Below are 13,503 nucleotides of genomic sequence, written 5' to 3' on the forward strand. Positions count from 1 at the left end.
TCATGCAGAAGGACGGCTCAAAGGAATCCTTGAAGGGGAAATTCCAAAGGGCAGGCTGGGACAACGCATTCCTCTCTCGCCTGCTCAGCCTGTTCTGAAATGCGATTGCCCTGTCCGCCGGTGCGATCCCTCTTGACAAGGCTCAATGCGCACCGGGGCCCGTTCGGTGATGGTCGACCCAACCTAACGCCTCGGAAGCAACAGGATGCCGTTTCGCGATCGCACCGAAGCCGGGAGAAGTCTGGCGAATGCATTGGCAGCGTATCGCCATCAGGACACGATCGTGCTGGCGATGCCACGCGGTGGCGTTCCGGTGGGGCGGGAGATCGCGCTCGCATTGCAGGCGCCGCTCGACCTGATCATGGTCCGCAAGATCGGTGTCCCCTTCCAGCCGGAGCTCGCCATGGGTGCTGTGGCCGAAGGGGAAGAAGCGCTGGTGGAGCGTAATGACAGTGTCATTCGCGCGGCGCGGATCGGGCCGGCCGAGTTCGATCGGGTTCTCAAGATGGAGATCCGCGAACTCGAAAGACGACGACGGACGTATCGCGGCGACCGGCCTCGTGCAGCGATTGCAAACAAGGTCGCGATCGTTGTCGATGACGGCCTGGCGACGGGTGCGAGTGCACGCGTGGCGCTCGAGGCGGTGCGGCGCTCCAATCCCGCCCGTCTCGTTCTCGCCGTCCCGGTCGCAGCGGCCGACCCATTGCAGGAGATCCGCTCCTATGCGGACGAGGTGGTCTGCCTGGAGCAGCACGAACCCTTCCATGCCATCGGCGCCTATTACGACGACTTCCGGCAAGTCTCCGACCAGCACGTGATGGAGGTGTTGGCCGAGACTGCCGCCCCCCAACATCGGACGTAGCCGGAGATTGCGGCAGCGGCGGAGCGACAGGGACGAACCGGCAAACCATGTGACAGCGCCACCTGCAACAGCAGGAGCGTCGAGCGGCGCTCACCCGTCGACGACTGCCGTTGTATTGATCCAGCGCAAGACACTTCCACCCCAACGCTCGTAGATTGCGTCGAAAAGCGGGGCAGACCGGCTGCTCCCGCGTCATTTGCGGGGTATGGAGATGCGCTTCAGGACGGTGCTAAGCGTCATCAGCGCAGACAGCTCGGATCGCGATATCCAGGCCGCGCTTCGGGTATGCGAACAGAATAACTCCCACCTTTCGGTTCTTCTCCTCGGTACCGAACCGCCGCCGCCGATCGAGGAGTTCGCTGTCATCGCGCACGGCTGGGTGGAGGAGCGTGAGGCAGCGGCGACCGCACTTCGCGAACGCGCGCATGCTGTACGGAGCATCCTCGCAGGGCGCGACCTGTCCTCCGATCTCGACAGTCGCCTCGTCGAACAGGCTGCGAATGTGGCGGAGATCGGACGTCACGCCCTGTATGCCGACCTCGTTTTCATCGGTCCCGAGCTCTCGCAATCGAGCTTGCCTCTGAAGTCCGCAGTGCTGAAGGGCGCCTTGTTCGAAGCCGAGCGACCGGTGCTCATCGCGGCAAACAAGGGCGAAGCGACACTGCAACCCAAGCGGATACTTCTGGCTTGGTCCTCACATCCAGAGGCGGCACGGGCGGTGCGAGAGGGTATCGAGATACTCGCCGCAGCCGAGGCCGTCCACGTCACGCTTGTCGACCCGCAGGCAACCGAATGGGCGAACGGCCCGGAGCCCGGCGCAGAGATCGGCACCTATCTCGCCCGCCACGGCGCCAGGGTGACCGTCGACAGGCTTCCGAGCGGCGGAAATCCGGTGGCCGACGTCCTGCGTCAGCACGCGACGGATATCGATGCGGACATGATCATGATGGGCGCTTACGGCCACTCCAGGCTGGTCGAATGGGCGTTCGGCGGAGTGACCCGCTCCATGATCGACAAACCCGCAATCTCCCTGTTCCTAGGGCGATAGGTCCGACGTGGCGCCACCCTCTGCGGTGGCGCGCGTCTTGTTCCCCGGATCCCGACCGGCGTGCGAAACGAGAGTCCGGATCAACAATGGCGTCCCTCTCCGGCCGCCGATGGGAAAGGAAGCCTGATCGGCGCAATGCCGACCCGCCGCCGCAAACCTTTCCGCGTCGGGTGCGATGGTGCGCCCGTGAAGAGAACACTCGGGGTCCGAATACGGAGCGATCTGCGACCTGGAACATGAACGATATTGACCTCCTCAGCCGGCTCGGCGTCGCGCTCTCCATCGGTCTGCTGGTCGGGCTGGAGCGCGGTTGGCAGACGCGAGATGAAACCAGCCACCGGCGCGCTGCCGGCCTGCGGACCTTCGCTCTCTCCGGGCTGCTCGGCGGAGTCTGCGGCGCCATCGCGGCCGCCACCACCGCACCACTTCTGATCGGTTTCGCATTCCTCGGCTACACGGCGGCCTTCACCGCCTTTCACTGGCTCGAAGCTCGGGCAACCGGCAACCTCTCGGTCACCACCCTTGTCTCCGGCCTTCTGACATTTCTCCTCGGCGCTTTTGTCATCGAGGGCTCGGTGTCGGCGGCGGTCGCGGCAGCCGTCGCCATGACGCTTTTGCTTGCGCTCCGTGACCCGCTGCACCGCTGGGTGGGAATGTTGAGCTGGATCGAGATCCGCGCAGTCCTCACGCTTCTGGCGATGACGTTTCTGCTGCTGCCCGTCCTGCCGGACCAGCCAATCGATCCATGGAATACGATAAACCCGTCCCGGATTTGGATGATCGCGATCTTCGTCGCGATGCTCTCTTTCGGCGGTTATGTGGCTGTCCGCGCCTTCGGAGACAGAATTGGAGTTCTCGTGGCCGCGGTCGCCGGTGGTATGGCCTCATCAACCGCGACCACCGTCACCCTCGCCCGACTGGGTCGCGAGCGACCGCAGGCGGCATTCCTCCTGTCGGCGGGAATCCTTGCGTCGGGAACCGTCATGATCGTGCGCGTCGGTATCCTGGCTACGGTTCTCTATCAGCCGCTCGCCCTTGCGTTGATGCCGACGCTCACAGCAATGGGGCTGGTTCTAGCTTCGTGCAGCACGCTGTTGTTCGTCCGAACAGGCACGACCGCCAATCCCACCCTCTCGCTCACGAACCCGCTGCAGCTCGCGTCCGCGATCAAGATGGCGGCGTTCATCGCGATGGTCATGACGGCAAGTGTCTTGCTGCGGCGGTTCTTCGGCGATACGGGCCTGCTGTCGCTCGCCGCGGTTTCCGGTCTGGCGGACGTGGATGCGATCACCGTCTCCATGGCCGAACTCGCCCGGAACTCGGAGGCCCGCGACACGGCGGCGCTGGCGATCACGCTTGCGGTCTGCGTCAATACCGCGGTCAAGGCCCTGCTCGCCGCATGGTTCGGACGCCGACCGGTCGGCATTCCCGTTCTGGCAGCAACCGTTCTCACCATCTGTGCGGGAGCCCTCGCCTTCATCGCCCTCTAGGTGTCGGGGCACGTCGCCCGCAACGGAAGCAGGCATGGCCAGAACACGACCGAATGGATGCGCACCTCGGCGATCGTTTCATCGGCGCCGGCGGCTCCGGCAGACGGCCCAGCCTTCCCCGGTCGAGAATGCATTGCATGCCGCAAACCGAACGCGAGGAAGCGAGACAGATGGTTGAATCATTTGCAACATCTGCCGCCAAGGTAACGTCCGCTACGGCCTACCCGTCGCCGTCCCGCAATGCGCGGCGAAGCTTGCGGATCAACACGTCCCGTGCCTTGTCGCCGGCCGCGGCCTCCAGGCGCTCGTTGATGTCGAGGAGGAGTCCGGACACGTCGTTGTGCCAGTCGCGGTGCCCCGGCTGTGCCGGATCGATGCGGGCGTCTGGCGCCGATGAAACCGGAAGGGCAGCCCGCTCCGTCAGCCTGAACGCCGCGTCCAGTTGCGGAATGACGATCCGCTCCGCCGGGATCACGCCCTTCAACCGCTCCCTCATCCCGTCGATTGCCTCGACTTCCCCATGGACGAGAAAGACACCCGCGGCCACGGGGCAGCGCTCCGAGACCCATTCCCGGAGCTCCGGCCCGTCGGCATGGCCCGAATAGAGGTCGATCGCCTGGATCTTCGCACGCACGATGATCTCGTCGCCCTGGATGCGGACCGTCGGCGCGCCATCGCGCAGGATGCGCCCCAGAGTCCCCTGGGCCTGGAAGCCCACGAACAGCACCGTTGCCTGCGGACGCCAGAGCCAGTTTCTCAGGCGATGACGTATCCGGCCCGCCTCGCACATGCCGCTCGCGGCGATGACGATGTGGAAGCCCTTCAGATTGTCGAGCGCCTTGCTCTCTTCCGCGGACTCGGTGAAGCGGATGTTCGGCGAGCCCAGAGCCCGGGAGAGGACCTCTCCGTTATCCAGTGCCTTCGCGTGACGGGCGAAGACGTTCGTGGCACGGCTTGCAAGCGGCGAATCGATGATGACCGGGATTGGCGGAAGCTCGCCGCTCTCGATCAGGATCTGCAGATCGACGAGCAGTTCCTGGGTTCGTTCCACCGCGAAGGACGGGATCAGCAGCGCGCCGGCGGGATCCATCGCCGCGTCCACAGCCTCCCGCAGCATGCGGCGACGATCGGCTTCCGTCGCGCCCTCCCGGTCACGGTCGCCATAGGTGCTTTCGCAGATGACGTAGTCGAAGCCGGCGGGGGCCGAGGGATCGGCCTGCAGCAGCTTGTGTTCCGGGCCGATGTCGCCAGAAAACAGGAGACGCAGCGGCCGATCGCCCGGTGCGGGACACTCGATTTCGATGGAGGCAGATCCGAGCAGGTGTCCGGCGTTCCAGTAGCGCGCACGGATCCCACCGGTGACGGTGAACCAGTCGCCGAGCGCGATCGTAAGAAAGCGACCCAGACAGTGCGCGACATCGGCCCCGTCGTAGATCGGCACGACCGTGCGGCGGCCACGACGCTTGTTGCGCCGGTTCAGATGGGCGACCTCCGTGCTCTGGATGTAGGCGGAATCTGGGAGCATCACGCTGCACAGATCCTGCGTCGCGCGGGTTGCGAAGATCGAACCGGCGAAGCCCTCCTTCGTCAGCTTGGGAAGCAGTCCGGAATGGTCGATATGGGCATGCGTCAGAAGAACCGCGTCGATGCCGTTTGGATCGAAGGGAAACGCCCGGTAGTTCAATTCCTTCTCGGCCTTCGAGCCCTGGAACAGACCGCAGTCGATTAGGATCCGCGTGCCGTCCGCCTCGAGTTCGTAGCACGAACCGGTAACGGCTCGCGCCGCGCCGTGGAAGCGCAGAACAGGCTCCGCCGGCGTTGCACGACCCCGACTGCCCGAGGCTGGATGGTCTTCCATGGGGCGAACCTCCTTCAGGATTGCGGGTCGGGGATGGAGGTCGTGTCGGGCGGCATCGAGCGCCGTTTCATCGCATCCGTCGCAGGGTCCATGCGGACGGGGGTGGCACCTGTCGCCGGACCGGCAGTGCGTTGAGCGCCGGGGCTCCTCGCAACAGCCGGCCGCAATGGTGCGAAGTCGTCCGCCAGTAGCGTCTCGCGGTCCAGAAGCAGGTGCGCACCCTCTTCGAGATCCGAGCGGTGTGCAATCAGGATGCTCCTGGCGCGAGCATCGGCCTGCTCGATCCAGTCGCGCACGGCAATGTCGATCTCGCGCCCGGTCGCGTCAGACGCCTCGAACGACTTGTCGGTCGGACTGGCGAGAAACGTCTGCACTGTGCGGGTGTAGGTGCGCTGGCCGAGTCCTTCGTGCATGCCGTATTTGATCGCCATTTCCGTGGCCATGTCGGTCGCCCGCTGCAGGTCGTCCGCGGCCCCCGTGGAAATGTCGCCGTCGAAGATCAGGTGCTCGGCGGCGCGGCCGCCCATCAGAACGGCCAGGCGGTTCTTCAGTTCGCTCGCGGCCAGCACGAAGCGGTCTTCCGTCGGCCGCTGCATCGTGAAACCGAGGGCGCCGACGCCACGCGGGATGATCGAGACCTTCTGGACCGGGTCGACCCCGGAGAGATTGGCCGCGACCAGTGCGTGTCCCATTTCGTGATAGGCGACGCGGCGTCGTTCGGCCGGACTCAGGATGCGGCTCTTCTTCTCCGAGCCCGCGACGATGCGCTCGATCGCGGCGGTGAAATCGCGAAACTCCACCGCGTCCGCATCGCGCCGGGTCGCGGCAATGGCCGCCTCGTTGACCAGATTGGCCAGGTCGGCGCCGGTAAATCCCGTTGTCAACGCGGCGATGGCCTGCAGATCGAGATTGCTGGCGAGGGTGATCTTGCGGACATGGACCTGGAGTATGGCCAGCCGCCCTGACTGGTCAGGCCTGTCGACGACCACCTGCCGGTCGAAGCGCCCTGCCCGCAGCAGCGCGGGGTCGAGGATTTCCGGCCGGTTGGTGGCGGCAAGCAGGATGATGCCGACGCTTGGATCGAAGCCGTCGAGCTCGGCGAGAAGCTGGTTGAGGGTCTGCTCCTTCTCGTCGACGCCGCCGATGTTCCCGCTGGCGCGGCTGCGGCCGAGCGCATCGAGTTCGTCGATGAAGATGATCGACGGCGCGGCCTTGCGCGCCTGTTCGAACAGGTCCCTGACCCGCGCGGCGCCGACGCCGACGAACATTTCGACGAATTCCGAGCCGGAGATCGAGAAGAACGGCACCCCGGCCTCGCCGGCCACGGCGCGCGCCAGCAGCGTCTTGCCGGTGCCCGGTGGTCCGACGAGCAGGATGCCCTTGGGCACGTGGGCGCCAAGGCGGCCATATGTGTCCGCGTCCTTCAGAAAGGAAACGACCTCCTGCAGTTCCGCCTTCGCTTCGTCGACGCCGGCGACATTGGCGAAGGTGACCTTGGTGTCCTTTTCCACATAGACCTTGGCCCGCGACTTGCCGATCGACATCAGCCCGCCTCCGAAGCCCTGGCCACCGGCCATCCGTCGGAACAGGTAGACCCAGATCGCATAGAAGACGAAGATCGGCAGGACCCAGGAAAGGAGCGTTGCTACGGCGCCGCCGGACGCCAACCCCCTGACCGCCACGCCATGCGCCTGCAGCCGCTCGGCGATCGCGGGCTCCACCCGGGTGGTGACGAAGCTCAAGTTGCCGCTGGGCAGCGGAGATTTCAACGTACCCTCGATCCGGTCTTCCCCGACAGTCACTTCGGCGACCTTGTTTTCGGTGACAAGCTGGTCGAACTGGCTGTACGGGATCTGCTCGACCTGCGCACCGTCCTGCCAAGCCCACTGCAGCAGCAGGACGGCGAAAAGGGCACCCAGTATGTACAGCATCGTCACATCGTGCGTGCGGTTCGACGAAGTGTCGGCCATGGGTATTCCCTTGTGATGACGGTGCCGCCGGCCGGTCGCGAAGAGTTCGGTGCCGGCTCGGAAGGGACGCCGCGCTCTCCGGATGCGGGGGGCGACTGCGAGGTGGCAGGTGCCGCACTGCCTCAGCAGCGGCGGCACCTGTCGTTCATGATGGCGATCAGGCTGGCTTGACGTCGATCTTCTTTTCCTCGGCCCGCGCTTCAGTTGTCTTCGGAAGCCGGACGGTCAGGACGCCCTTGGCGAAATTTGCGTCGATTTTCTCACGATCGACACCCTGCGGCACGGGGAACGACCGCATGAAGGAGCCGAAGCGGCGCTCGGACTGGTAGTAGTCCTTGCCGCGCTCCTCCTTCTCCTCCTTCTTCTCGCCCTTGATGGTCAGCATGCCGTTGGCGAGCTTGACCTCGACATCCTTCTCGTCGAGCCCCGGCAGTTCCGCCGTGATCTCGTACTCACCGTCCTTCTCGGCGACGTCGACTGCCGGCATGCCGCCACCGAAAACGGTTTCGCGCGGCCAGCCGAAGTCGAAGCTCGGGCGGGTCAGATCGCCGCGGGACCGACCGGCGTCGAATGCGTCGAACAGGCGGTCCATCTCGTTGCGCATTGTCTCGAAGGGCGACCAGTGACGTCCGCCGGTGGGCGCCGGTGCCGGCGCGGTCTCGTTCTTGACCGGAAGCTTGGTGGCTGAATCACTCATGATGCATTCCTCCTGTCAGAAGAGCCTGACGACGCAGCCCGCGGTCAGGCCGGGGTTGATGAACGCTGCGCGGGCTTTCGACCCGTTCCGACCGCGGCAACGCGGCCCTTCGCGACGATCGTGCGAAGCGTTCATCGTGGGATCAGACTGCGATCGGAACAGCCGGACATTGATCCCGATCAACCGCCATCAGGCGGACTGGCAAGATCGCATCCCCGTGCTGCCCGGACAGCCGACGGCGCCTTGTGCGAGATCAAACGCGCCTGCCGGGCCGCATGGCAGCGTATGATGGAATTCTCCTCGGCCGTATCCGATATCGTGAATGTCTGGCCGGGTTCATCCTGCGCACGACGACAGATCATCATTCGCGGAGGCTCGCTCGTGAAAGTCATGACACTCCACGCGATCGGGCAGACGCTGCAGCTCGAGAACCGTCCCGATCCGATCCCCGGCGATGGCGAGATCCGGGTGCGCGTCGAAGCTTGCGCGGTTTGCCGAACCGATCTGCATGTGGTCGACGGGGACCTGCCCCACCCGAAGCTGCCGATCGTGCCGGGCCACGAGATTGTCGGGATCGTCGACGCGCAGGGGAGCGGAGTGCGCGAACCGAGGGTGGGCGCCCGCGTCGGCGTACCGTGGCTCGGTCACACCTGCGGCCGATGCCGCTACTGTCTGGAGGGGCGTGAGAACCTTTGTGACCGGCCGCTGTTCACGGGCTATACCCGCGACGGCGGCTTCGCGACCCATGTCATCGCCGACGCCCGTTTCGCCTTCGCCATGCCCGGCTTCGCCGATCCAGTCGCCGCTGCGCCGCTGATGTGTGCCGGGCTGATCGGCTGGCGGTCACTTCGGACCGCCGGCGATGCCAGGCGGATCGGCCTGTATGGCTTCGGCGCCGCTGCTCACATCGTCGCGCAGGTCTGCCGTTGGCAGGGCCGTTCGGTCTTCGCGTTCACGCGCCCGGGGGACGAGGAAGCCGGCGCACATGCGCTATCGCTCGGCTGTGCGTGGGCCGGCGGATCGGATGAGGCTCCGCCGGAGGAACTGGATGCGGCGATCATCTTCGCCCCGGTCGGCGATCTGGTGCCCGCCGCGCTGAAGGCCGTGCGCAAAGGTGGCCGTGTGGTCTGCGGCGGCATCCATATGAGCGACATCCCGCAATTCCCCTACCGTCTCCTGTGGGAAGAGCGGAGCATCGTGTCGGTTGCCAACCTGACGCGCAACGATGCCACCGAGTTCCTGGCCATCGCGCCAATGGCGGGAGTCAGAACGACGACCACCACCTATCCGCTGACGGCGGCGAACGAAGCCCTGGCGGATCTTCGGGCCGGCCGGTTCCAGGGTGCCGCGGTCCTCGTGTGAAACGCGTGATGCGCCCAGGACGGACTGCTCAGTGCGGCCCGCCCGCCGTGCCCGGATTGAAGGACGGCGCGTCGCTTGCCGGAAAGGATTCGCGCCCCGCCTCGTCCAGCATGTCATCGATCCGGCGCTTCATCTCGGCGGCCTCTCGTGCCGCGACCGTCAGATCGTGAACGTGAACGTCCTCGCCGCCATTGCGCCGCATGATGTCGGTCGCCCGGCGCTCGTGATCCGCGTCGCGGGCATGGACCCACAGCAGCAATCCTCCGGCGGCAAGCTGTTCCTCAATGCGCTGCGAATACTCGCGCTCGATCGTCCGGTCGAACACACTGCCAAGCGAGCCAGCGATGTAGCCGGAAACCGTGGCGGCAGCGATCGCCGCAGCGAGCGTGCCGCCGGAGGCCAGCATGGCCCCGGCCGCGGCGACGGCACCGACATAGATGAGGATGCCCGCGACCATGCCTTCCGCATCGCCGACATCCTCCCTCGACACATAGGCGACGACCGGGACGGACGGGTTGTCCTCCAGGTCGCGCACCGACCTGTAACGATGGCCGAGTTGCTGTTCGACGGCCGCACGACTGGCGAGAAGGCTGAGTTCGGCCCGGTCGAACCCACCGCCGAGCAGGTCGTCGATCGCCGCCTGGAATTGCCTCCGGTCGTGGAACACGCCCACTGCCTCACGGACCGGCGTCACTTCGTTCATCGCAAGACCTCCTCGATAGCCGGAGCCACCCCAACATCGGTCCGGAAATCGAATTCGACTTTCGGAAAGCACGATGTGTCGGTTCAATGTGTCGGAGCGTCCTTATGCGACCTGTCGGACGCACGGCACCCTAACGGCGCATCATGCCGGGCCCGAAACCGCCGCCCCGGCCTCCGCCCATTCCCATGCCCATGCCCATCGCCGGCAGGATGATCTCGTCCGCGACCGTCTTCTGCTCGTCATCGAGCTTGCCGTAGAGCGCGTCGACCGCGGCACTCACCTGCTTGACCTGCTCGAGCCGCGCTTCGAGATGGCTCTGCTGATATGCCAGCCGTTCGGGCAAGGGCTTGTTCAGGAAGGAGCCGTCCTCGACCTCGTCCATCATCGCGCGCATCATGTCGTTGTGGGTCTCGGCCGTCGAGCGGACGGTCGACGCCAGCCCCTCCCAGGCCGGCAACTGATCGTCGGTGATCTTCAGTTCCGTCTTGAGGAACGCCAGCCGCCCGTCGACGCGATCGAGCATGGCACCCGGGCCATATCCGGTCATCGGGCTGCCCATGGCCCCCCATCCGCCTCGCATCATCTGGTTCATGCCCCAGTGGGGCCACCAGCCGTCATCGTCCCGGTCCTGAGCCACCGCCGGCACCGCCACCGCGGTGGCGAGCGCTGCGGCAAGACATGCCGTCCGCCATGTGAAACGCGCCATGATCCATCCTCCCAAAGAACAAGTTCGTCGTGCACTCTCAACCTCACGGTTGAGACCGGCCTTGATCCCGATCAATGTCGCCGGCCAGATCGGATTTGGCCGGACGCACGGCATCCCGTCGGCAACCGTCCTGCACCCACAACCTTGCAGGCCAAGATGCGCAGCGTCGCGAACGGCTGGCGGAAGAACGCGGCGCATGGCCATGTCCTGGTGAAGGGCAGCGCGCCGCGTCACTCCGCCGGCGCCGCGTAGCGCCGCCAGATGGCCTTGCGGATGCGCCGGCGGCTTTCCTGCGGCGGCAGGGTCCGGTCGTCCTCGACTCGCTCGGCCTCCAGCGCCAGGTCCTCGTCCCGGATCACGTGCCGGAACCAGGCGGAATAGTCTCCGGCGCGCAGATGGTGCTCCCAGATCCGGTCATCGACCTCGGCCGCGATATCGACGAAACGATAGAGGTTCCTCGCGGGGCGGTTCAGCGCCTTGTGCGCGCCACAGAAGTAGAAGCTGCGATCCGCGCCGACATCGCCGACTGCATATTTGCCGCGGTGGCGTCTATGCGTCTGGAGCGGCGGTGCGACCTTGATGCAGGCCGGTGGATCGGCGGAACCCGGCTTCCAGTAGAGCACCTCGTCGGGTCCGCAGGCGGAAGGTCGATCCGGCACGTCCACCTTGAGGACCTTGGCCAGGCGGGCCAGCATGTCGCGCTCCGGATCGCCGACCAGGAGAACCACCTCGATCCGGCGCAGGATTTCGGGCGCCAGGGCGTGGGGATAGGCGGTGACAAGAATGGACGCCGGGGTCTCCGGCAGCACCTGCGACATCGTCTCGTCGGCATCCGCCGGCAGCACCTCATGAGCCTCGTCGATCAGCAGCCAATGGGGACGCCCGGTCCGCGAGCGCAGGCGCGCGATCTGCGCCAGGATTTCCGACACCAGCATCCGCCGTTCGCGCAGTTGCAGCGCCTGTATGTTGACGACGAGACTGACCGCATCGTCCCGCAGGAGCTTCAGCGCCTCGGCCGCCGGCGGCGGCGAGCGCAAGGTGCCAATGAACACCGCATGGTCCAGGTCGATGTAGTCGCCTTCCGGGTCGACGACGCAGAATTCGAACTGCCGCTCGGCCATGCGCTCCGTCAACGCCGTGGCGAGACTGGATTTGCCGATGCCCGACGCGCCCGCGATCAGCACGCAGCCGGCGGACGGCGCGAGGATGATGTCGGCTGCGTGCCGGTCGGTGCCCAGCAGGATCCCGCGCCGGCGGATCGGCGCAAGAGCCGCGTCCTCCGCGAGGATCCGGTCGACCAGTTCGACGACGCCGGCGCCGTGGTCCGATGCCAGATTGACATCCGCCGCCTCCTTGACCGATGGGACGGCATTGGAGACGGCAGCGCCGCAGCCACTCGCAGCCAGCAAGGCATGGTCGTTCTCGGCATCGCCGACGGCGACCACGTTGTGGGCCGACAGTTCCAGTTCCCGGAGTGCGGCCGCGAGCCCCGACGCCTTGTTGACCCCGGGCGGCAGGATCATGATCGCGCCCTTGTTGAAGACGATCTGCAGTTCCAGCCCGAGTTCGCGTATGGCTTCGAGGACTGCGCCCTGATGCGGCTCCCAGGTCGCGACGATGCCACGCCCGACGGAGATGGGCCCCACTCCGCGCTGGCGAAGCCTCTGCACGAAACGCGCGGGCGGTGGCAGCGCCAGCACCTGCTCCAGCCCCGTCCGGGGATCGAAGAGAAGCGCGCCGTTTTCCGCGACGACCCGGTCGAACATCGCGGTCTCCGGAAAGATCCGGACCAGATCGGGCAATTCGCGCCCGGTGACGAGGATCAGTCGCCGGCCGGAATCCCGCAGCCGCCTCAGCGCCTCGCAGGTCTCGGCCGTGACGACGCCGTCATGCGCCAGTGTGCCGTCATAATCGGTGGCGAGCGCGAGAAAGTACAAGGCGGCTCCTGGGACATGTCTGGCGGGCGTCCATTCGCCACGTTGCAGGCGGATGGTCCGGATATCTGACAGCCCCCGGCATCGTCGTGGTATCAGTCGTTGAGCGAGGCGAGCGCGGTACGGTTGCGCAGCACCACGTGGCGAGCCGACGGGAGAGCGATCAGCCGGTCACGCTCGAACTGCGACAAGGTCCGCGAGACGGTCTCGATGGTCAAGCCGAGATAATCGGCGATGTCCTGGCGGGTCATGGCAAGGTCGACGATCGTGTTGTCGACTTCCGTCCGCGCCATCTCCAGAAGGAAGGCGGCCAGCCTCTGTGCGGCCCCGCGGCGACCGAGCAGCAACGAATGGTGCTGCGCCCGCTCCAGGCACCGCATGGCATAGGAGAAGACCTGCGGCGCCATCGGCTCGCCGTGGCTGCCCGGCCCCTGCAGGCCGCGCCAACGATAGGCGATGACGGCGCAATCGGTGACGGCCTCGGCCGACAGTGTGTGCTCGGCAGACATTTCCAGCCCGAAGATTTCACCGGCGGCGTGGAAACCGTCGATCTGGCGCCGGCCGTCGCTGAGGAACTTGCAGGTGCGCACGACGCCGCTGACGACCTTGTAGAAGAACCGGACGTCATCGCCGTCCGCGTAGATCTCACTGTCGTGGGCATAGTTTCGGACTGTCCCGGTCAGGGCGACCCCGGTCCCATCGCCGCGTCCAGGCGTCGATTCCACCGTGCGTGGGGAGCTGCGTAAGCCAGCCTCATGGGCCGGAAATGCAGGGGCACACACTGTCGCGAGAGACGTCGTCATGGGAAGCTCCACCGTGCCGGGAAAGGTCTCTTTCGAGACTATTCGCGCACCACCGCAGGCGATATGCGGT

Annotated in this window: 11 protein-coding genes; 4 read left to right on the plus strand and 7 right to left on the minus strand. The window is 66.0% G+C overall.

Going from position 1 to position 13,503, the window contains the following annotated elements:
• Positions 1-205: 205 nt before the first annotated feature.
• The 3 genes from VQ042_RS01865 to VQ042_RS01875 all read left to right on the plus strand — a co-directional run bounded on the left by VQ042_RS01865 (position 206) and on the right by VQ042_RS01875 (position 3,400).
• Positions 206-862 (plus strand): phosphoribosyltransferase, encoded by a 657-nt coding sequence (locus VQ042_RS01865; protein WP_331814853.1) that lies wholly within the window; start codon positions 206-208, stop codon positions 860-862.
• Between the two features lie 211 nt (positions 863-1,073).
• Positions 1,074-1,910 carry a universal stress protein gene (locus tag VQ042_RS01870; protein WP_331814855.1) on the plus strand — a complete coding sequence of 279 codons (837 nt, stop codon included), beginning with the start codon at positions 1,074-1,076 and terminating at the stop codon, positions 1,908-1,910.
• 86 nt (positions 1,911-1,996) lie between these two features.
• On the plus strand, positions 1,997-3,400 hold the full coding sequence (locus VQ042_RS01875) for an MgtC/SapB family protein (RefSeq protein WP_331814857.1): 1,404 nt from the start codon (positions 1,997-1,999) through the stop codon (positions 3,398-3,400).
• Between the two features lie 220 nt (positions 3,401-3,620).
• Here the strand turns inward: VQ042_RS01875 and VQ042_RS01880 are convergent, their stop codons facing one another.
• The 3 genes from VQ042_RS01880 to VQ042_RS01890 all read right to left on the minus strand — a co-directional run bounded on the left by VQ042_RS01880 (position 3,621) and on the right by VQ042_RS01890 (position 7,925).
• Positions 3,621-5,258, minus strand: a complete 1,638-nt coding sequence (locus VQ042_RS01880) for an MBL fold metallo-hydrolase (RefSeq protein ID WP_331814859.1) — start codon at positions 5,256-5,258, stop codon at positions 3,621-3,623.
• A 14-nt stretch (positions 5,259-5,272) separates the two neighbouring features.
• A complete protein-coding gene (gene ftsH / locus VQ042_RS01885) occupies positions 5,273-7,228 on the minus strand; it encodes an ATP-dependent zinc metalloprotease FtsH (RefSeq protein ID WP_331814862.1) in 1,956 nt (651 codons plus the stop codon).
• A 157-nt stretch (positions 7,229-7,385) separates the two neighbouring features.
• Positions 7,386-7,925, minus strand: coding sequence for an Hsp20/alpha crystallin family protein (locus VQ042_RS01890; protein WP_331814864.1), 540 nt, complete (start codon positions 7,923-7,925; stop codon positions 7,386-7,388).
• A gap of 381 nt (positions 7,926-8,306) precedes the next feature.
• Here VQ042_RS01890 and VQ042_RS01895 point away from each other — a divergent pair, with 381 nt between their 5' ends.
• Complete coding sequence (locus VQ042_RS01895; protein WP_442880007.1) at positions 8,307-9,287, plus strand: zinc-dependent alcohol dehydrogenase family protein; 981 nt, start codon at positions 8,307-8,309, stop codon at positions 9,285-9,287.
• 28 nt (positions 9,288-9,315) lie between these two features.
• Here the strand turns inward: VQ042_RS01895 and VQ042_RS01900 are convergent, their stop codons facing one another.
• From VQ042_RS01900 to VQ042_RS01915, 4 genes are all read right to left on the minus strand, one after another.
• Positions 9,316-9,990 carry a hypothetical protein gene (locus tag VQ042_RS01900; RefSeq protein WP_331814867.1) on the minus strand — a complete coding sequence of 225 codons (675 nt, stop codon included), beginning with the start codon at positions 9,988-9,990 and terminating at the stop codon, positions 9,316-9,318.
• A gap of 130 nt (positions 9,991-10,120) precedes the next feature.
• Positions 10,121-10,696, minus strand: a complete 576-nt coding sequence (locus tag VQ042_RS01905; protein ID WP_331814869.1) for a Spy/CpxP family protein refolding chaperone — start codon at positions 10,694-10,696, stop codon at positions 10,121-10,123.
• A gap of 230 nt (positions 10,697-10,926) precedes the next feature.
• The gene (locus VQ042_RS01910; protein ID WP_331814871.1) at positions 10,927-12,633 is read right to left on the minus strand and encodes an HAD-IIB family hydrolase; all 1,707 of its coding nucleotides are present in this window, start codon (positions 12,631-12,633) and stop codon (positions 10,927-10,929) included.
• A 92-nt stretch (positions 12,634-12,725) separates the two neighbouring features.
• Positions 12,726-13,433, minus strand: a complete 708-nt coding sequence (locus VQ042_RS01915) for a helix-turn-helix domain-containing protein (RefSeq protein WP_331814873.1) — start codon at positions 13,431-13,433, stop codon at positions 12,726-12,728.
• Positions 13,434-13,503: the final 70 nt, after the last annotated feature.

The organism is Aurantimonas sp. A2-1-M11, assembly GCF_036549475.1.
Classification (GTDB): domain Bacteria; phylum Pseudomonadota; class Alphaproteobacteria; order Rhizobiales; family Rhizobiaceae; genus Aurantimonas.

Excerpts from the sequence above, each read along its gene's own strand:
- VQ042_RS01900 (WP_331814867.1), bottom strand. The coding sequence starts at position 9,990 with ATGAACGAAGTGACGCCGGTCCGTGAGGCAGTGGGCGTGTTCCACGAC.
- VQ042_RS01865 (WP_331814853.1), top strand. The coding sequence starts at position 206 with ATGCCGTTTCGCGATCGCACCGAAGCCGGGAGAAGTCTGGCGAATGCA.
- VQ042_RS01870 (WP_331814855.1), top strand. The coding sequence starts at position 1,074 with ATGCGCTTCAGGACGGTGCTAAGCGTCATCAGCGCAGACAGCTCGGAT.
- VQ042_RS01890 (WP_331814864.1), bottom strand. The coding sequence starts at position 7,925 with ATGAGTGATTCAGCCACCAAGCTTCCGGTCAAGAACGAGACCGCGCCG.
- VQ042_RS01905 (WP_331814869.1), bottom strand. The coding sequence starts at position 10,696 with ATGGCGCGTTTCACATGGCGGACGGCATGTCTTGCCGCAGCGCTCGCC.
- ftsH (WP_331814862.1), bottom strand. The coding sequence starts at position 7,228 with ATGGCCGACACTTCGTCGAACCGCACGCACGATGTGACGATGCTGTAC.
- VQ042_RS01875 (WP_331814857.1), top strand. The coding sequence starts at position 1,997 with ATGGCGTCCCTCTCCGGCCGCCGATGGGAAAGGAAGCCTGATCGGCGC.
- VQ042_RS01880 (WP_331814859.1), bottom strand. The coding sequence starts at position 5,258 with ATGGAAGACCATCCAGCCTCGGGCAGTCGGGGTCGTGCAACGCCGGCG.
- VQ042_RS01915 (WP_331814873.1), bottom strand. The coding sequence starts at position 13,433 with ATGACGACGTCTCTCGCGACAGTGTGTGCCCCTGCATTTCCGGCCCAT.